Below are 17,623 nucleotides of genomic sequence, written 5' to 3' on the forward strand. Positions count from 1 at the left end.
GGTCACTTGCCGTCGAGGTAGCCGTTCGCGTTGATGACGTACTTCGTCGCGGCGCCGGCGTCGAACTCGGCGTAGCCCTGCGGGGCCTCGTCGAGGGTGATGGCCTTCGCGTTGACGTTCTTCGCGATCTGCACCCGGTCGTGCAGGATCGCCTGCATCAGCCCGCGGTGGTACTTCATCACGGGGCACTGGCCGGTGGTGAACGCCAGCGACTTCGCCCACCCCGTGCCCAGGCTGAGCGAGAGCGACCCCTTCTTCGCGGCCTCGTCGATGCCCCCCGGGTCGCCCGTGACGTACAGCCCCGGGATGCCCAGCGCGCCGCCCGCGGCGGTGATCTCCATCAGCGAGTTCAGCACCGTCGCCGGGGCCTCGTGCCCGGAGTCCGACCCGTGCCCCTTGGCCTCGAAGCCGACGGCGTCGATCGCGCAGTCGACCTCGGGCACGCCCAGGATCTGCTCGATCTGCTCGGCCGGCCCGCCCTTCGTCAGGTCCACGGTCTCGCAGCCGAACGAGCGGGCCTGCGCGAGCCTGTCGGCGTTCATGTCCCCCACGACGACGACGGCCGCGCCCAGCAGCTGGGCGCCGGTCGCGGCCGCGAGGCCCACCGGGCCGGCCCCGGCGACGTACACCGTCGACCCCACCCCGACGCCCGCGGTCACGGCACCGTGGAAGCCGGTCGGGAAGATGTCGGACAGCATCGTCAGGTCCATGATCTTCTCGAGCGCCTGGTCCTTGTCCGGGAAGACCAGCAGGTTCCAGTCGGCGTACGGGACCAGCACGTAGTTCGCCTGCCCGCCGACCCAGCCGCCCATGTCGACGTACCCGTACGCGCTGCCCGGGCGGTCCGGGTTCACGTTGAGGCAGATGCCGGTCTTGCGCTCCTTGCAGTTCTTGCAGCGCCCGCACGCGATGTTGAACGGGACGGAGACGAGGTCGCCCACCTTGACGAACTCGACGCCGGGTCCCACCTCGACGACCTCGCCGGTGATCTCGTGGCCCAGCACCAGATCCTTCGGCGCGGTCGTGCGGCCGCGGACCATGTGCTGGTCCGACCCGCAGATGTTGGTCGCGACGGTCCTGACGATCGCGCCGTGCGGTACCTGCCGGCCGACGTTCGCCGGGTTCACCCCGGGGCCGTCCTTGAGCTCGAACGTCGGGTAGTCGATGTCGATGACCTCGACCTCGCCCGGCCCCTTGTACGCGACCGCGCGATTCGTGTCTGCCATGGTGCTCCTCCTTGAACACGTCCGGCCCGGTCTGAGCCGGTCCTCCGACCGTAGGCGCGTCGCGCGTCCTCGGCAGGTCGAGCGCGGGGCGCCCCGACGCGCTGCCGTTGTGCCCGGCGCGGGGGTCTGCTAGGCCTGCGGGTATGACCCGCGTCACCGTCCGACGCCGCGTCAGGCGCGTCACCATCGGCGGCCGCACCGCGCGCCGCGAGGACCTGCTCGCCGGCGAGGAGCCGCTGGAGATCCGCGTGGGCGGGCGCTCGTACGCGGTGACGATGCGCACCCCGGGGCACGACGTCGAGCTCGCGACCGGCTTCCTCGTCTCGGAGGGCGTCGTGACCGACGGCGCGCAGGTCGCCGGCGCGCGCTACTGCGCGGGTGCCGGCCGGGTCCCGGGCGAGAACGCCTACAACGTGCTCGACGTCGCCCTCGCCGCGGGCGTGCGGCCGCCCGACCCGGCGCTCGCGCGCGAGTTCTTCACCTCCAGCGCCTGCGGTCTGTGCGGCAAGGCGTCGATCGACGCGGTGTTCACCCGCAGCGCGTTCGACGTCGCCGACGACGCCGTCCGGGTCGAGGCCGCCCTGCTGGCCGCCCTGCCCGACCGGCTGCGCGCGGCGCAGGACGTCTTCGCCCGCACCGGGGGGCTGCACGCGGCAGGACTGTTCGACGCCGCGACCGGCGAGGCCCTGGTGGTGCGCGAGGACGTCGGCCGGCACAACGCGGTCGACAAGGTGGTCGGCTGGGCCGCCGCGGCGGGGATGCTGCCGCTGCGCGGCACGGTGCTCGTGGTGTCGGGGCGGGCCAGCTTCGAGCTCACGCAGAAGGCCGTCATGGCGGGGGTGCCCGTGCTCGCCGCCGTCTCCGCGCCGTCGTCGCTCGCCGCGGAGCTCGCGGACTCCGCGGGGCTCACGCTCGTCGGCTTCGTGCGCGACCCGACCCTCGTCGTCTACGCCGGCGACCACCGCGTCGTCGAGGACGGCGGGCACCGCGACCGGAGGGGGGACGCCGCATGACCACGCAGCAGCCGGAGGACGTCCGGGACGAGGGCGAGCCGCTGGAGCCGCAGCCGGAGGAGGTCCGACCGCCGAAGGACTGGGCGGCCGGCGTGCCCGGCATCGTGCACGCGCTGGTCCCGGCGCTGCGCGACATGGGGCCCACGCGCACCGCGCGCCTGCTGCTGTCGATGAACCACCGCGAGGGCTTCGACTGCATGAGCTGCGCCTGGCCGGACCCGGACCGGCGCAAGCCCGCCGAGTTCTGCGAGAACGGCGCGAAGGCCGTGACGTGGGAGGCGACGCCGCTCGTCGTCGACCAGTCGTTCTGGGCCGAGCACCCGGTCTCGGACCTGCTCACCCGGACCGAGCACTGGCTGGGGCAGCAGGGGCGGCTCGTCGAGCCGGTGCACAAGGCGGCCGGGTCCGACCACTACGTCCCGATCACCTGGGACGAGGCGTTCGCGATCCTCGCGGACCGGTTGAACGCCCTCGACTCCCCCGACGAGGCGTCGTTCTACACCAGCGGGCGCACGTCCAACGAGGCCGCGTTCGTCTACCAGCTGTTCGTGCGCGCGTTCGGCACGAACAACCTGCCCGACTGCTCCAACATGTGCCACGAGTCCACCGGCGCCGCCCTGGGCGAGACGATCGGCGTCGGGAAGGCGACGATCACCTACGACGACTTCGCGCTGGCCGACCTCATCGTGATCATGGGGCAGAACCCCGGCACCAACCACCCGCGCATGCTCACCGCCCTGGAGGAGGCCAAGGAGAACGGGGCGAGCATCGTCGCCGTGAACCCGCTGCCCGAGGCCGGGCTCAAGCGGTACAAGAACCCCCAGACGGTGCGCGGCCTGGCGGGTCGCGGCACGGGGCTCGCCGACCAGTTCCTGCAGATCCGGCTGGGCGGCGACATGGCCCTGCTGCAGGCGGTGTCGAAGCGGGTGCTCGACGCCGAGGCGGCCGCGCCCGGCACGGTGCTGGACCACGAGTTCCTCGCCGCGCACACGTCGGGGCTCGAGGAGCTCAGGGCGCACCTGGCGGACCTCGACGAGGACGCCGTCCTGGCCGCGACCGGCCTCACGGGCACTGAGATCGACGAGCTCGCCGACCGCTACCTGCGCGCCGAGCGCGTCATCGTCACGTGGGCGATGGGCCTGACGCAGCACACCAAGGCTGTGCCGACCATCAAGGAGATCGTCAACCTGCTGCTCCTGCGCGGGAACATCGGCCGGCCCGGCGCGGGCGCCTCCCCCATCCGCGGCCACTCCAACGTGCAGGGCGACCGCACGATGGGCATCTGGGAGCAGATGCCGGACATCTTCCTGGACGCGCTCGACGCCGAGTTCGGGCTCAGGGTCCCCCGGCAGCACGGCCTCGACGCGGTCGGCACGGTCGAGGCGATGGCCGCAGGGCGCGTGAAAGCGCTCGTGGCCCTGGGGGGCAACCTCGTCGGGGCGATCTCCGACACGGGCGCCGCCGAGGAGGCGGTGCGCCGCGCCGACCTCACCGTGCAGATCTCGACGAAGCTCAACCGGTCGCACGCCGTCGTCGGCCGGGAGGCGCTCATCCTGCCCACGCTGGGGCGCACCGACGTCGACCGGCAGGCGTCGGGGGAACAGTTCGTGTCGGTGGAGGACACGGTCTGCGCGGTGCACGCGTCGCGCGGCAAGGTCGAGCCGGTCGCGCCGGGCCTGCTGTCGGAGGTCTCGATCGTCACGCGGCTGGCGCGCGCCGTGCTCGGCGCCCGCCCCGGCGGCCCGGGCTCGGACCGCCCCGTGGACTGGGCGGCGATGGAGCGGGACTACGACGTGATCCGCGAGCACATCGCGCGCGTCGTGCCGGGCTGCGAGGACTACAACGCCCAGCTGCGGCGCCCGAACGGCTTCCGCCTGCCGCACGGCCCGCGCGACTCGCGCACCTTCCCCACCCACGACGGGCGGGCCCACCTCACCGTCAACGAGCTCGCCCCCGTCGAGTGCCCGCCCGGCCGCCTGCTGCTGCAGACGATCCGCTCGCACGACCAGTTCAACACCACGATCTACCGCCGCGACGACCGGTACCGCGGCATCAAGGGCGGCCGCTCCGTCGTGCTGGTCAATCCCGACGACCTCGCGGAGCTCGGCATCGCCGACGGCGCGACGGTCGACGTGCACGGCGAGTACCACGACGGCGCCGACCGCGTGCTGCGCGGCCAGCGCGTCGTCGCCTACCCGACGGCGCGCGGGTGCGCCGCCGCCTACTTCCCCGAGGCGAACGTGCTCGTGCCGCTGGGCGCGACCGCGGAGACGAGCCGCACGCCCGTGTCCAAGGCGGTCGTCGTCCGGCTCGAGCCGGCCTGACGCCGACGTGGCTCGCACCGTGCCGAGGTAGTTCTGGCCCCGCCGAGGTAGTTCAGGCCCCGCCGAGGTAGTTCAGGGTTCCTGCGCCCGGGGCTCGACGAGGGCCTCCGCGAGCGCGCCGAGGGCCGGCAGCGCGTCGAGCGCGGCGTCGCGCACGTCGTCGGGCACGCCCCCGAGCCGGCGGCTCCAGAAGTCGCGGATGCGGGCGAGGTGCTCGTCGGCCAGCGGGGTCGCGACCAGCCGGACGGTCCGCCGGTCGCCGTCGGCATGCTCGCGCACCACGAGCCCGCGCGCCTCGAGCGTGCGCAGCGCGGTGCTGACGTTGCTGCGCGCGAGCCCGGTCGCGACGGCGATGCGCGACGGAGTCGGGCGGGCCGTGCGGTGGACCTCGCGGATCACGGCCACCTCGGTGCCGGTCAGCGGGACGATGCCGCGCAGCTCCGGGGAGCGGACGTCCAGGTGGCGGGCCACCTCGACGACGGCGTCGGCGAGGTCGGCGAGGCCGGGCGTGACGATCGTCTCGTCGGGCATGGCCCGATCCTAGGCGGTCTCGATAGTTATAGTTTCATAATCATTCTCGCCCGGGTCGCCTCTGTCCCGGGCGTTCCTCTGCGCCGACGACGGCGCACCCCACCCACCCGCACCGCCCCACCCAGGAGCCTTCGTGAGCAGCGTCCCCGCCCTCGCCTCCGACGCCACCGCGTCCCCGACCCCCTCGCCCTTGCCCGCGCGCCGGCCGCTGCGCGGGCGCCCCGCGCTGACCCTCGTCGGCGTCGCCTTCGGCCTGTTCCTCGTGGGCCTGGACGCCACCGTCGTCTCGATCGTCAACCCCGCGATCGCCGCCGACGTGGGGACCACGTTCGTCCAGCTGCAGTGGGTCACGCACAGCTACCTGCTCGGGCTGGCCGTCACGCTGATCCTGGCGGGCAAGCTCGGCGACCGGTACGGCCACCGCACCCTCTACCTGGCCGGGCTCGTGCTGTTCACCGTCGCGTCGACCGCCATCGGGCTGTCGACCACCGCCGCCGGGCTCATCGCGTTCCGCGTGGTCCAGGGCGTCGCGGCCGGCGTCCTCATGCCGCAGACCCTCGCGATGCTGCGGGCCACGTTCCCGCGCGAGCGCTTCGGCATGGCCGTCGGGATCTGGGGCGGCGTCTCCTCCATCGCGATCGCCGTCGGCCCCACGCTGGCCGGCGCGCTCGAGGCGGCCGCCGGCTGGCAGTCGGTGTTCTTCGTCAACATCCCGGTGGCCGCGGTCGGCCTCGTCTACGGGCTGTGCCTGCTCCCGCGCACCAGCTTCCCCGCCACGGGCCGGTTCGACCTGCGCGGCGTCGTCGTGCTGGCGCTCGGCCTGGTCGCCACCGTCTTCGCCATCGTGCAGTCCGAGGCCTGGGGCTGGGGCGACCCCCGCACCCTCGCACTGCTCGGCCTCGGCGTCCTCGTCATCGTCGGCTTCGTCGTTCTGGAGGGGCGCACCGAGGCGCGCACGGGCGACGCCCTGCTGCCGCTGTCCCTCTTCCGAGGGACGACGGTCGGGACCGGCGGGCTGATGATCGCCGCCAACTTCTTCGTCCTCATGGGCGCCACGTTCCTGCTGCCCATGTTCTTCATCAACCTGCGGGGCGCCTCCGCGCTCGACGCCGGCCTCATGCTGCTCCCGATGTCCGCCGTGTCGATCGTGTCGGCCCCGGTCGGCGCCCTGCTCGTGGCGCGGATCGGCACCCGCGCCACCGGCACCCTGAGCCTCGGCCTCACCGCCGTGGGGCTGCTGGTGCTGCTCGGCGCGACGGCCACCTCGCCGTACGGGGTGATGGCGGCCGCGTTCGTCGTCCTCGCGATGGGCACCGGCATGACCATCACCGCGGGCGCCGAGGCGATCGTCGGGTCCGCGCCGGTGCACCTGGCGGGGGTGGCCGGCGGGTTCCAGTCCACCTGCATCCAGATCGGCGGCGCCCTCGGCACCGCCGTGATGTCCGCCGTCGTCGCCGCCCACGTCCACGCCGGCACCGCCGGGCTCGGCCTCGACGACGGCGAGCACCAGGGCCTCGTGCAGGGCTCCGTGCCCGCCGGGCTGGACGCCGTCGCCGCGCGGACCGCCGAGGGCTCCTACGTCGCGGGCGTGCACGCCGCGTTCCTCGTCGCCGCGGCCGTCGTCGCCGTCGTCGCCGTCGTCGCGGCCCTCACCCTGCGCCCGAAGCCTCAGGCGGGGTAGTGCGAAGCCCGCCGAGGTGGCTCGAACTACCTCGGCACAGATCACACGCGTCAAGATTCTTGACGTCGAGAGACCGGGAGTAGTCTCGGCGCATGGATGTGGAGGCACGGTCCGACGAGGTCGACCGGATCGTCGACGCGTGGCGCCGCGAGCGCCCGGACCTGGACGTCGAGCCGCTGACGGTGTTCTCGCGCGTCAGCCGGCTGGCGCGGCACCTGGACCGCGCGCGGCGCGGCGCGTTCGCCCGGCACGACCTGGAGACCTGGGAGTTCGACGTGCTGTCCGCGCTGCGGCGCGCCGGCGAGCCCTACCGCCTGTCCCCCGGCGTCCTCGTCGCCCAGACCCTCGTGACGAGCGGCACCATGACCAACCGCATCGACCGGCTCGAGGAGCGCGGGCTGGTGGAACGCCACCGCGCGCCGTCCGACCGACGCGGCGTGCTCGTGCAGCTCACCGCCGCGGGCCGGCAGCGGGTCGACGCGGCGATGAGCGACCTGCTCGACGTCGAGGCCCGCGTGCTCGACGCGCTGCCCGCCGCGGTGCGCCCGCAGCTCGCCGCGCTGCTGCGCACCGTCGTCGCCCAGTTCGACGAGTGACCCGCGTGCCCACCGTGCCCACCACGCCGCCCCGCCCGGAGATGCCCGCCGCGTGACGTCCTACCCCTCCCCCTCCGCCCGCGACGACGGCGCCCGCGCCGGCCTCCTGCTGGCGGCGCTGCTGCTCGTCGCGCTCAACCTGCGGGCACCTATCACGTCGCTGCCGCCCGTGGTCGACGACGTCGCCGCCGCCCTCCAGCTCACGCCCGCGGGTGCGGGCCTGCTCACCTCGGTCCCGGTGCTCTGCTTCGCGCTCTGCACGCCGCTGGCGTCGGTGCTGGTGGCCCGGCTGGGGCCGGAGCTCGCGCTCGGCGCCTCGATGGCGGGGATCCTCGCGGGCACCCTGCTGCGCTCGGCGGGCTCCGTGCCGACGGCGCTCGCCGGCAGCGCGGTGCTCGGTGTCGCGATCACGATCGGCAACGTCGCGGTGCCGGTGGTCATCACCCGCGACTTCCGCCGTCGGGCCGCCGCGGTCACGGGCGCGTACAGCGCGACGATGAACCTCGGGTCGACGTTCACCACGATGCTCACCGTGCCCCTCGCGACGGCGTTCGGCTGGCAGTGGGCGCTGGCGGGCTGGGGCGTCCTCGCGGTGGTCGCGCTCGCGGCGTGGGTGCCCGCAGGGCGACGGCTCGCCGCCCGGGGACGGGCCTCGGCCCCGCGGGGGGACGGCGGCGCCCGCGTCCGGCCGCCGTCGGCGCGCGCGGAGCTCGACGCCCTCGACCCTCACGCCCGGTCCGCCGTCCGGCGGCTCGTCGTGCTGCTGTCGGTGGCGTTCGCGGGGCAGGCCTTCGGCTACTACGCGGTGACGGCGTGGCTGCCCGAGATCCTGCACGACCGGCTCGGCATGACCGCCGCCGGCGCGGGCAGCGCGGCGGCCCCGTTCCAGCTGTGCGCGGTGCTGGGGTCGTTCCTCGTGCCGGCGGCGTTCTCGCGCGGCCTGTCGGCGCGCGCGGTCGCGGTCCTCATGGCGGCGATGTGGATCTCCCTGCCGCTGGGGCTGCTCCTCGCGCCCGGGCTGTGGTGGCTGTGGGTGGGGCTGGCGGGCGCCGCCCAGGGCGGCAACTTCACCGTCATCTTCACGCTCGTGGCGCAGCGCAGCCCGGGCGTCGCGGTGGCGCGCCGGTCGTCGGCGGTGGTGCAGACGGCGGGCTACGGGTGCGCGGTGCTCGCCCCCACGACGATGGGCGCCGTGCACGAGGCGTCCCACGGCTGGACGACGCCGCTGGCCCTCGTCGCGGGTGTGCTCGCCACGATGGCCACGGCGATGTGGGTGGCGTCGGCCCGGCCCGCCGACCCGCCTAGCGGTCCTCCGTCAGGGTGACCGCGAGGGCGCCGAGCGCCCGCAGCGTCTCCTCCGCGTGCGACTCGTCGTAGCCGCGGGTGCACACCGCGACGACCAGGGCGCCCGGGCCGGGCGTGCCGACGAACGCGACGTCGTGCCGGATGCCGTCCACCCAGCCCGACTTGGAGCCGTACGGCACGCCCTCGGGCACCGCGGCGGTGAGCTGCCGGTCGGTCTGGCGCGCGAGCAGGTCGATCATCCAGAGCGTGCGCTCCGGCCCGGCGAGCTGCCCGGTGACGACCGCGGACATCAGCGCCGCCAGGTCGGCCGGCGTGGTGCGGTGCGAGTCGCCGCGGGCCTCGGCGGCCAGGTCGCTGTACTTGCGCCCGACGACGCTCGCGGCGGCCCCGACGTCCGCCAGGACACGGTTGCAGGCGTCGAGGCCGACGAGGTCGATCACCATGTTGGTGGCCTCGTTGGACGACACGACGATCATCCGCTCCACCACCAGCCCCACGGGCATGGACGTGCCGGGCGGCGGCATGCCCGGGTCGAGGTCGTCTGGCTCGATGCGGTAGTCGGGCTCGCCCGGCACCTGGGAGCGGAAGGTGTCGGTGCTGGCCACCTCCTCGTCGAGCGTGAGCTCCCCGGCGTCCAGCGCACGGGCCGCCGCGACCAGCACGGCCAGCTTGACGGTCGACGCCGCGTAGAACGGGGCGTCCGCGTCGCGCTCGGCGAGCACCTCGCCCCCCGCGCGCCGCACCTGGTAGGCGACGACGGGGACGCCGTCGGAGTGCGTGCCCGTGCTCGGCATCAGCGCACCCCCGAGACGTGGTGGGCGTGGTCCCGGCCCTGGTCCTCGGCGTGTCGTGGGCGTGTCCCATGCTCACGGCGGTCGTGGACCACGGCGGCGAACGCGGCCGCGAGCGCACGGGCCTGCTTCTCGTTCTCGGGGGCGCGCTCGAGGGCGGCGGCCAGCAGCTCGTCGCGGTCGAAGCCGAGCTCGGCGAGCTCGTCGACGTCCCAGGTGCCGATGCGCTCCGGCGCCGCCTCGGGGTGGAACTGGAGCCCCCACGCGACGTCGCCCACGCGGAACGCCTGGACACCGCACGCGTCGCTCGTCGCGAGGTGCACGGCCCGCGGCGGCAGCCCCGTGATCGAGTCGACGTGGCTCTCGACCATGCGGACCTCACCGTTCTCGGCCAGCCCGCCGAGCGGTCCCAGCAGCGCGTCGTCGGCCGCGTCGTCGAGGAGGCGCACGGGGCACAGCCCCTTCTCCGTCTCCCCCGACCGGCCCGTCACGGTGCCGCCCGTGACGTGCGCGAGCACCTGCCCGCCCAGGCAGATGCCCAGCACGGGGACGCCGGCGTCCAGGGCCTCGGCGACGAGCGCGCGCTCGTGCGGCAGCCACGGCGCCCGCTCGTCCTCGTCGGGCAGCAGGCCGCCGCCCAGCAGCACGAGACCGGCCACCCCGTCGGGCGCGGCTCCCCCGCCCGCGAGCGACGGGACCTGCTCCACGAGGTCCGCGCCCTGCACGACGACGGCGGTGGCGCCGTCCGCCTCCAACCAGCCCGGCAGGCGGCCCGGGCCGCTGTGCGGCGAGTTCTGGACGAGGACGACGGTCGGTCGGCGGTCGGTCACGGTCAGCGCTCCCTGCTCTCGAGGACGGGGCCTTCGGGGACGGTCTCGGGCACGGCGGCGGCACCCGCCGTCGGGCGCCCGCCGAGCGCGGCCGCCTCCCGGGCGAAGTGGCACGCGGCGGCGTGCGGCACGGTCGGTACCGTCGGCACCGTCGGCACGGTCGGCGGCGTCGCCCCGCGAGCGCCGACGTCGCCCTCGCCGTCGAGCCGGCCGAGCGGCACGAGCACCGGGTCCTCCGTGCGGCACCGCGCGGGCACGGCGTCCGCGCCGTCGACACCGTCCGGCGGCACGGCCCCCTCCTGCGCGGCGAGCCGATGGGCGAGCCAGCAGCGCGTGTGGAAGCGGCACCCGGACGGCGGGTCGGCGGGCGAGGGCGGGTCGCCCTCGAGCATCAGCTCGTCGTCGCGCCGGACGGTGGGGTCGGGCACGGGCACCGCGGACAGCAGCGCCCGGGTGTACGGGTGGTGCGCGTCGTCGTACACCGCGGGCCGGTCGCCCTCCTCGACGACGCGGCCCAGGTACATGACCGCGACCTCGTCGGCGATGTGCTGCACCACGGCGAGGTCGTGCGCGATGAACAGGTAGGCGAGCCCCAGCTCGTCCTGGAGGTCCTCCAGCAGGTTGATGACCTGGCCCTGCACGGACACGTCGAGGGCGGAGACGGGCTCGTCGCACACGAGCACCCGCGGCTTGACCGCGAGCGCCCGGGCGATCCCGACGCGCTGCCGCTGCCCGCCGGAGAACTGGTGCGGGTAGCGGTGGGCGTGGTCGGGATCGAGGCCGACGAGCTCGAGCAGCTCGGCCACCGCGCGTCGCCGGCCGCCGGCCGGGACGGCGTCGCGGTGGATGCGGAACGGCTCGGCGACGATCTCCCCCACCGACATGCGGGGGTTGAGCGACGTGTACGGGTCCTGGAAGACCATCTGGACGTTGCGCCGCAGCTCGCGGCGCGCGGCGCGCGACATCGTCGAGACGTCCTCGCCGTCGACCAGCACCTGCCCGCGCGTCGGCTTCTCGATGCCGACCAGGACGCGCGCCAGCGTGGACTTCCCGGAGCCGGACTCCCCCACGAGGCCGAGCGTGCGCCCGCGGCGCAGCGCCAGCGAGACGCCGTCCACGGCCTGCACCTGGCCGACCGTGCGCTTGAGGACGACGCCGCGGCGCACCGGGTACGACTTGGCCAGGTCGCGCACCTCGAGGACGACGTCGTCGGACGTCGCGGGTGCGGCGGCGGGGTCGGTCGTGACGGTCTCAGGCACGGGCGCCTCCCAGGAGCTCGGCGGCGAAGTGGCAGGCCGACGTCCGCCCGGGGGCGACGTCGTCGAGCGACGGCTCGTCGGTGCGGCACACGTCCTGCGCGAGGTCGCACCGCGGGTGGAACGAGCAGCCCGGCGGGACGCGACCCGGTGCCGGGGGCCGGCCGGGCACGACGGGCAGCCGGCCGCCGACGGCGTGCTCGTCGCCGGCGCGGGTGTCGAGCCGCGGCACGGAGCGCAGCAGGGCCCGCGTGTAGGGGTGCGCGGGCGCGGCGTACAGGTCGCGCACGGGCGCGTGCTCGACGGCCCGGCCCGCGTACATCACGGTGACGTCGTCGGCGACGCCCGCGACGACGCCGAGGTCGTGGGTGATCAGCACGAGCCCCATCTGCCGCTCCGCCTGGATCTCCGCGAGCAGCCGCAGCACCTGCGCCTGCACGGTGACGTCCAGCGCCGTCGTCGGCTCGTCGGCGATGAGCACGTCCGGGTCGAGGGCCAGCGCGGACGCGATCATCACGCGCTGCCGCATGCCGCCGGAGAACTGGTGCGGGTACTCGTCGACCCGCTGCGCCGCGTTCGGCACCTTCACGAGGTCCAGCAGCTCGACGGCGCGCCGCCGGGCCTCCCGCCGCGACGTCCCGGTGCGCGCCCGCAGGGACTCGGTGAGCTGGTAGCCCACCGTGTGCACCGGGTTGAGCGCGGCCAGCGCGTCCTGGAAGACCATCGCGACGTGCGTGCCGCAGTGCGCCCGGTGCTGGGCGGGCGACAGGGCGAGCAGGTCGGTGCCGCGGTAGCGCGCGGTGCCCCGCACGACGCGCGCCGTCGGGGGCAGCAGCCCCATCACGGCCAGCGAGCTCACCGACTTGCCGCAGCCGGACTCGCCCACCAGGGCCAGGGTGCGGCCCGCCTCCACCCGGTAGCCGAGCCCGTCGACGGCGCGCACCGCGCCGTCGTCGGACCGGAACTCGACCGCCAGGTCCTCCACCTCGAGCAGCACGTCGCCGGCGGACCGCTCGGTGTCGGTCGGTGTGATCAGGGTTTCCGTCATGTCGGTCACCGGAGCCTCGGGTCGAGGGCGTCGCGCAGGGCGTCGCCGAGGGCGACGAGCGCCAGGACCGTGAGGACCAGGCACCCGAGCGGGTACAGGAGCAGGTACGCGTACCCGCCGGTCACCCAGTCCGCACCGTTCGTGATCATGATCCCCCAGCTGATGGCGGGCGGCCGCACCCCGATGCCGAGGAACGCCAGCACCGCCTCGGTGCTGATCACGCCCGCGATCGCCGTCGGCACGAGCGCCGTGACCGGGCCGATCGCGTTGGGCAGCACGTGCCGCACCATGACGCGCAGGTCGGAGGCGCCCAGCGCGCGCGCCGCCGTCACGTAGTCGAGGTTCTTGGCCTCGAGGGTGGCCGCGCGCACGTAGCGCGCGTAGGCCATCCAGCCGAACAGGGTCAGCACCACCGCCGGCAGGAGGATGACGTCGAACGTGCCGCCGCCCACGCTCACCTTGCGGAACAGCGTGAGGAGCAGCAGGGCGGCGAGCAGCAGCGGGATCACGAGGAACACCTCGATCGTGCGGGACACCACCGTGTCCACCCACCCGAGGTAGTACCCGGCCAGCAGGCCCAGCGTGACGCCGATGACGAGGGACGCGCCCACCACCACGAACGCCAGCGTCAGCGACGGACGGGCGCCGTGCACGAGCTGGGCGAGCAGGTCGCACCCGTGCACGTCGGTGCCGAGCGGGTGCTCCGACCCGAGGCCCTGCGGGCGGATCTTCGAGTTCCCGATGACGCAGCTCTGCGGGTTGGTGCTGGTGAACAGCCGGGGGAAGGCCGCCATCACGGCGAAGAAGACCACGACGACGGCCGCGGCGATCACGTCGGGCCGGCGGCGCAGACGGCGCCAGGCGTCCCCGCCGAGCGACGTCGACGCGTCGACCGCCGGCGCGTCCGGGGTGGTGGTGGCCGCCGTGGGTTCGGGTGCGGTGCGGTCAGGCATAACGGATCCTCGGGTCCAGGGCGGCGTAGGCGATGTCGACGACCAGCATCACGACGACCGTCACCGCGGCGAGGATCGTCACGATGCCGAGGATGAGCGCCACGTCCGCGGCGCGGACGGCCTCCCAGAGCACCCCGCCCATGCCGTAGATGTTCATCATCCCCTCGGTGACGACGGCGCCCGCGAGCGCCTCGGTGAACGTCAGGCCGACGGCGGTCACGACCGGCACCGCGGAGTTGCGCACCACGTGGTGGGTCACGACGTGCCGCTCGTTCAGTCCGCGCGAGCGCGCCGTGCGCACGTGGTCGCCCGCGTACGACTCGAGCTGGCTCGCCCGGACCAGGCGGATGAACGCCGCCGACCCGGCCAGGCCGAGCAGGATGCCGGGCACGAGCAGGGTCGCCCACGGGTGGTCGTCGTCGAACGACGGCCTGAACCACAGGGCGGGCAGGCTGTCCGCACCGAACGTGTCCTCGGCCCAGCCGTTCAGCGGCACCGCGAACACGTACCGGTACACGAGCAGCAGCACGAAGATGGGGAACGCGTCGATGAGCACCGACGTGAGCCGGATGCCGTGGTCCGCGGACCGGTCGCGCCGGCGCGCCGCCATCGTGCCGAGCCCCATCCCGAGCACGAACCAGACGATCGTCACGACGAGGAACAGCTTGAGCGTGTTCGGGGCGGCGGTCGCGACGATGTCCGTCACCTCGCGGCCGCGCAGGTTGGTGCCGAAGTCACCCTGCGCGTACTGCCCGAGCCGCTCCACGAACGGGCCCAGGCACGGGTTGCCGGTCTGGTCGTAGCAGGGGTCGTCGAGGCCGTAGCGCGCCTCGACCGCGGCGAGCTGCGACGCGGTCGGCACCTTGTCGCCGAAGAACGCCAGGGCGGGGTTGCCGTTGAGCTGGATCGCGAACGTCGTGAGCAGGTGCAGCACGAACATCACGAGCAGCAGGGTCGCCACCCCCAGGAGGGAGCGGCGCAGGATGTAGCGGCCCATTCACGGAACTTTCTGGTGGTGATGCCGGTCGAGCCTGTCGGGACCCTGTGACGCGGTCCCGACAGGCCCGACCGACGACGTGGTGACTAGCCGTTCGTGACCTCGAGGAGGCGCAGCTTGGGCTCACCGCTGAACGGGTCGAGCACGACGTTCGACACGTTCTCGCTGTAGTAGTCGGTGTTCTGCGCGACGAAGAGCGGGATCGTCGGGAAGTCGGCCGCGAGGATCTTCTCCGCCTCCTGGTACTGGGTGATCGCCTCGTCGAGCGTCGCGGCCTCGTCGCCGGCCTGGATCGCCGCCTCGAAGTCCGCGCTGTAGTACCCGAACTCCACGTTGCCGTTCTTCTCGTCACCGCTGCCGTACACGGGGGCGAGGTAGTTCTCGTTCAGCGGGTAGTCCGGGAACCAGTTGGCGCGGAACGGGCCGTCGAAGTCGCGGGCCGCGCGCCGGGCGAAGTAGTCCGGCGTCGCGTCGAGCTCGTACGGGATGCCGAGGGTCTCCTGGATCGAGTCGCCGACCGCCTTGAACAGCTCCTGCTCGGTGGCGTCCTGCCCGAGGTGGATGGTCAGCTTCTCGCCGTCGGGCCAGCCGCCGGCCTTCTCCAGCGCCGCCTTGGCGGCGTCCGGGTCGAAGGTGCACCACTCGCACGTGCCGCCGGTGCCGCCGGGCACGACGTCGGGCACCACCCAGCTGTCGGCGGGCACGCGCTGGCCGGGCAGGAGGGCGTCGATGATGCCCTGCCGGTCGACGGCGAGCGAGATCGCCTTGCGGAACTCGACGTCATCCCACGGCCCGTCCTCGTAGAGCGGGAAGGCCATGTAGGTCAGCGCGGCGCCCGGGCCCTCGACGTACCGCTCCTGCAGGTCGGGGTCGTTCGCCGCGGCCTGCTGCTCGGCGGGCGGCGGCACCGCGAAGTCGAGGTTGCCGGCCTGGAAGTCCGGCCAGTTGTCCTCACCCGTGTACTCGGTCCACTCGATGGTGCCGTACTCGGGCGTCTCCTCGAGCGTGTAGTCGTCCCAGCGCTGGGCGGTGAGGTTCACGCCCTGGTCCCACTTCTCGACCTGGAACGGGCCGTTGCCGATCGGCTGGACGGCGCAGGCCTCGATGTCGTCGAGGCACGCCTGCGCGATCGGGAAGAACCCGGTGTAGCCGAGCATGGTCCCGAAGCCGGCGAACGGGCCCGTGAGGGTGACCTCGAGCGTCTGCGGGTCGACGACCTTCAGGCCCGACAGCGTGTCGGCCTCGGGCTCCTTGGTGACGTTCCCGTCGTCGTCGGTCTCGCCCTGCATCTCCTCGTAGCCGGTGATGCGCTCGAAGAAGTAGTTGTTCGCCATGGCGTTCGGGCCGTACGCGGCGTAGTTCCAGGCGCGGGCGAACGCGTCCGCGTCCACCGGCTCGCCGTTCTGGAACGTCAGGTCCGGCTTGATCGTGATGGTCCAGACCGTGTTGTCCTCGGTCTCGACGCTCTCGGCCACGTAGTTGTACGGCTCGGTGGTCTTCGGGTCGTACCGGACCAGCCCGTCGTAGACGACGTCGAGCACCGAGATGTTGTCCCCGACGTTCGAGTCCATCGGCAGCAGCGTCTCGACGTCCTGCGAGAGGGACAGGTGCAGCGTCGCGTCCGGGTCGCTGCCGCCGCCTCCCCCGCCGCCGTCCGTGCCGTCGTCGTCCCCGCCGCCGCCGCCCGAACAGCTCGCCAGCACCAGCGCTACCGCTGTCGCCGTGGCTGCCGCTGCAGCCCTTCGCCCCATCGTCACCGGCTTCTCCCCACGTCCTGGTCGCTCAAGGCGCCGTTGCCCTGCCGTGCTCACGTCGTCGTGCACGGTCGCCGCCCCCGACAGAGCGGGCACGACGACGTTGCCGTGGAACATATCGCCATCATGGCCTCCCGTGGTGAAAATCACTGTTAAGGATGGGTAACGATCGACCGCGTGTCGCGCTCTGGCCCGGCTCGTCACGACGGCAGTTCCAGCCCACGGCGGTATTCGAACTGCCGCGGTGGGACAGAACTGCCGCGCCGACCCTGCCCTCGACAGGGCGCACGCTCCCGACCATGGACGACGACGCCCGCGCCGTGCTGATCGCACGCCATCACGACCGTGCCGAGCTGCGGCGCGCCGTCGAGGCCTGCCGGAGCGCCGGGTGGAGCGCGACGGGCTGCCGATCACGGACCTGCCCCGGACGGTCGTCGACTGCGTGACGACCATGCACTCGCCGGGTGGCCTCGTCGTCGCCGACTGAGCCCTTGGACAGCAGTTCGGGTGGGTCGGCCTCACCCCGGGCCGTCAGGGGCAGGCTCATGGGTGGTGCACGACCGAGCGGCTCGCACGTTGAGGCGCAACTCGGCCACGACGCGGGGCCGGTCAGCGGGCGACGGCGGCTCCGGCCAGGTCCACGACGGCGGCCGTCACGGCGTCCAGCGTCGCTGCCGTCAGGCCGGGGTCGCCGTCGACCTCGAGCGAGTGGTCGCCGCCGTCCACCTCGAGCACGCGCACCCCGGACGCCGCGGCCAGCGCGCCGTCCCAGAGCGCGTCTGCGGTGCCGCCCACCAGCAGCGCCGGCACGCCCGACGCGCCCAGGCCCATGGAAGCGGCACGCACCTCCGGCGCCCGGTCGGTCGTGAGCAGCGGCGTCAGCCACGCGCCGGGCAGCCCCAGCTCGACGGCGACGGGCAGCGCCAGCGTGCCGAGCGACTTCGCCAGCACCAGGTGCACCGCGTCCGGCGCGGCGGCGACGCCGTCACGCAGCACGTCGGCGTACGCCCGCCGCGCCACGTCGAAGTCCGGGCGCTCGCCCCACACCACGCTCCGCACCGTCCACCCGGCCGCTCTCAGCGCCGCGGAGGGCCGCGCCAGCACCGGCCCCTCCGCCGTGTACCCCAGGCCCGGCAGCACCGTCAGCACCAGGCCCGGCTCGCCGTCGTCCACCACCACCCGATGACTGCTCACGGCCCGAGCCTGTCACGACGCCGGCCACGACGACCAGGACGCGAAAAGAAGGCCGGGCGGGGGTTCGCGCGCACGGTAGCGTTCACGGGCGCCAGGGCGCCCTCCACTTCGGGACGTCTACTAC

At 74.0% G+C, this 17,623-nt stretch carries 15 protein-coding genes; 5 read left to right on the forward strand and 10 right to left on the reverse strand.

The features are described 5' to 3' along the window. Positions 1-2: 2 nt before the first annotated feature. A complete protein-coding gene (gene fdhA, locus ACFQ80_RS02440) occupies positions 3-1,226 on the reverse strand; it encodes a formaldehyde dehydrogenase, glutathione-independent (protein ID WP_430562426.1) in 1,224 nt (407 codons plus the stop codon). 143 nt (positions 1,227-1,369) lie between these two features. Between fdhA and fdhD the strand changes: the two genes are divergently transcribed. Both fdhD and ACFQ80_RS02450 read left to right on the forward strand, forming a co-directional pair. After that, positions 1,370-2,239: a formate dehydrogenase accessory sulfurtransferase FdhD gene (gene fdhD / locus ACFQ80_RS02445; protein ID WP_430562427.1), complete on the forward strand. Its 870-nt coding sequence runs from the start codon at positions 1,370-1,372 to the stop codon at positions 2,237-2,239. Further along, a complete protein-coding gene (locus ACFQ80_RS02450) occupies positions 2,236-4,563 on the forward strand; it encodes an FdhF/YdeP family oxidoreductase (protein ID WP_430562428.1) in 2,328 nt (775 codons plus the stop codon). Before fdhD ends, ACFQ80_RS02450 begins: the two co-directional genes overlap by 4 nt. Before the next feature lie 72 nt (positions 4,564-4,635). Here ACFQ80_RS02450 and ACFQ80_RS02455 read toward each other — a convergent pair whose 3' ends face one another. Next, positions 4,636-5,094, reverse strand: coding sequence for a MarR family winged helix-turn-helix transcriptional regulator (locus ACFQ80_RS02455; protein ID WP_430562429.1), 459 nt, complete (start codon positions 5,092-5,094; stop codon positions 4,636-4,638). Positions 5,095-5,227: 133 nt separating this feature from the next. Between ACFQ80_RS02455 and ACFQ80_RS02460 the strand changes: the two genes are divergently transcribed. The 3 genes from ACFQ80_RS02460 to ACFQ80_RS02470 all read left to right on the forward strand — a co-directional run bounded on the left by ACFQ80_RS02460 (position 5,228) and on the right by ACFQ80_RS02470 (position 8,695). Next, positions 5,228-6,775 (forward strand): MFS transporter, encoded by a 1,548-nt coding sequence (locus tag ACFQ80_RS02460; RefSeq protein ID WP_430562430.1) that lies wholly within the window; start codon positions 5,228-5,230, stop codon positions 6,773-6,775. 92 nt (positions 6,776-6,867) lie between these two features. Then, complete coding sequence (locus ACFQ80_RS02465) at positions 6,868-7,371, forward strand: MarR family winged helix-turn-helix transcriptional regulator (RefSeq protein WP_429764450.1); 504 nt, start codon at positions 6,868-6,870, stop codon at positions 7,369-7,371. 52 nt (positions 7,372-7,423) lie between these two features. Beyond that, positions 7,424-8,695, forward strand: coding sequence for a CynX/NimT family MFS transporter (locus tag ACFQ80_RS02470; RefSeq protein WP_430548770.1), 1,272 nt, complete (start codon positions 7,424-7,426; stop codon positions 8,693-8,695). Here the strand turns inward: ACFQ80_RS02470 and ACFQ80_RS02475 are convergent. From ACFQ80_RS02475 to ACFQ80_RS02510, 8 genes are all read right to left on the reverse strand, one after another. Further along, positions 8,673-9,470 (reverse strand): serine hydrolase, encoded by a 798-nt coding sequence (locus ACFQ80_RS02475; RefSeq protein ID WP_430548769.1) that lies wholly within the window; start codon positions 9,468-9,470, stop codon positions 8,673-8,675. The two genes, ACFQ80_RS02470 and ACFQ80_RS02475, sit on opposite strands and share 23 nt — an antisense overlap. After that, on the reverse strand, positions 9,470-10,297 hold the full coding sequence (locus ACFQ80_RS02480; RefSeq protein ID WP_430562431.1) for a type 1 glutamine amidotransferase: 828 nt from the start codon (positions 10,295-10,297) through the stop codon (positions 9,470-9,472). Before ACFQ80_RS02480 ends, ACFQ80_RS02475 begins: the two co-directional genes overlap by 1 nt. Positions 10,298-10,299: 2 nt before the next feature. Beyond that, the gene (locus tag ACFQ80_RS02485; RefSeq protein WP_430562432.1) at positions 10,300-11,556 is read right to left on the reverse strand and encodes an ABC transporter ATP-binding protein; all 1,257 of its coding nucleotides are present in this window, start codon (positions 11,554-11,556) and stop codon (positions 10,300-10,302) included. Next, the gene (locus ACFQ80_RS02490; protein WP_430548766.1) at positions 11,549-12,601 is read right to left on the reverse strand and encodes an ABC transporter ATP-binding protein; all 1,053 of its coding nucleotides are present in this window, start codon (positions 12,599-12,601) and stop codon (positions 11,549-11,551) included. Before ACFQ80_RS02490 ends, ACFQ80_RS02485 begins: the two co-directional genes overlap by 8 nt. A 5-nt stretch (positions 12,602-12,606) precedes the next feature. Then, positions 12,607-13,554: an ABC transporter permease gene (locus tag ACFQ80_RS02495; protein ID WP_430548765.1), complete on the reverse strand. Its 948-nt coding sequence runs from the start codon at positions 13,552-13,554 to the stop codon at positions 12,607-12,609. After that, entirely contained in the window at positions 13,547-14,551 is a 1,005-nt protein-coding gene (locus ACFQ80_RS02500; RefSeq protein WP_430562433.1) for an ABC transporter permease, read from the reverse strand. The genes ACFQ80_RS02495 and ACFQ80_RS02500 overlap by 8 nt, the downstream gene beginning before the upstream one ends. A gap of 86 nt (positions 14,552-14,637) precedes the next feature. Next, entirely contained in the window at positions 14,638-16,254 is a 1,617-nt protein-coding gene (locus ACFQ80_RS02505) for an ABC transporter substrate-binding protein (RefSeq protein ID WP_430562434.1), read from the reverse strand. 660 nt (positions 16,255-16,914) lie between these two features. Further along, positions 16,915-17,499 carry a hypothetical protein gene (locus ACFQ80_RS02510; RefSeq protein WP_430562435.1) on the reverse strand — a complete coding sequence of 195 codons (585 nt, stop codon included), beginning with the start codon at positions 17,497-17,499 and terminating at the stop codon, positions 16,915-16,917. Between the last annotated feature and the right edge of the window lie 124 nt (positions 17,500-17,623).

It is taken from the genome of Isoptericola sp. NPDC056578, from assembly GCF_042793275.1.
GTDB lineage: Bacteria > Actinomycetota > Actinomycetes > Actinomycetales > Cellulomonadaceae > Isoptericola.

Bases quoted from the DNA above. Each gene is read 5' to 3' on its own strand.
- ACFQ80_RS02475 (WP_430548769.1), bottom strand. From the start codon at position 9,470: ATGCCGAGCACGGGCACGCACTCCGACGGCGTCCCCGTCGTCGCCTAC.
- ACFQ80_RS02500 (WP_430562433.1), bottom strand. From the start codon at position 14,551: ATGGGCCGCTACATCCTGCGCCGCTCCCTCCTGGGGGTGGCGACCCTG.
- ACFQ80_RS02465 (WP_429764450.1), top strand. From the start codon at position 6,868: ATGGATGTGGAGGCACGGTCCGACGAGGTCGACCGGATCGTCGACGCG.
- ACFQ80_RS02455 (WP_430562429.1), bottom strand. From the start codon at position 5,094: ATGCCCGACGAGACGATCGTCACGCCCGGCCTCGCCGACCTCGCCGAC.
- ACFQ80_RS02450 (WP_430562428.1), top strand. From the start codon at position 2,236: ATGACCACGCAGCAGCCGGAGGACGTCCGGGACGAGGGCGAGCCGCTG.
- fdhD (WP_430562427.1), top strand. From the start codon at position 1,370: ATGACCCGCGTCACCGTCCGACGCCGCGTCAGGCGCGTCACCATCGGC.
- fdhA (WP_430562426.1), bottom strand. From the start codon at position 1,226: ATGGCAGACACGAATCGCGCGGTCGCGTACAAGGGGCCGGGCGAGGTC.
- ACFQ80_RS02490 (WP_430548766.1), bottom strand. From the start codon at position 12,601: ATGACGGAAACCCTGATCACACCGACCGACACCGAGCGGTCCGCCGGC.
- ACFQ80_RS02495 (WP_430548765.1), bottom strand. From the start codon at position 13,554: ATGCCTGACCGCACCGCACCCGAACCCACGGCGGCCACCACCACCCCG.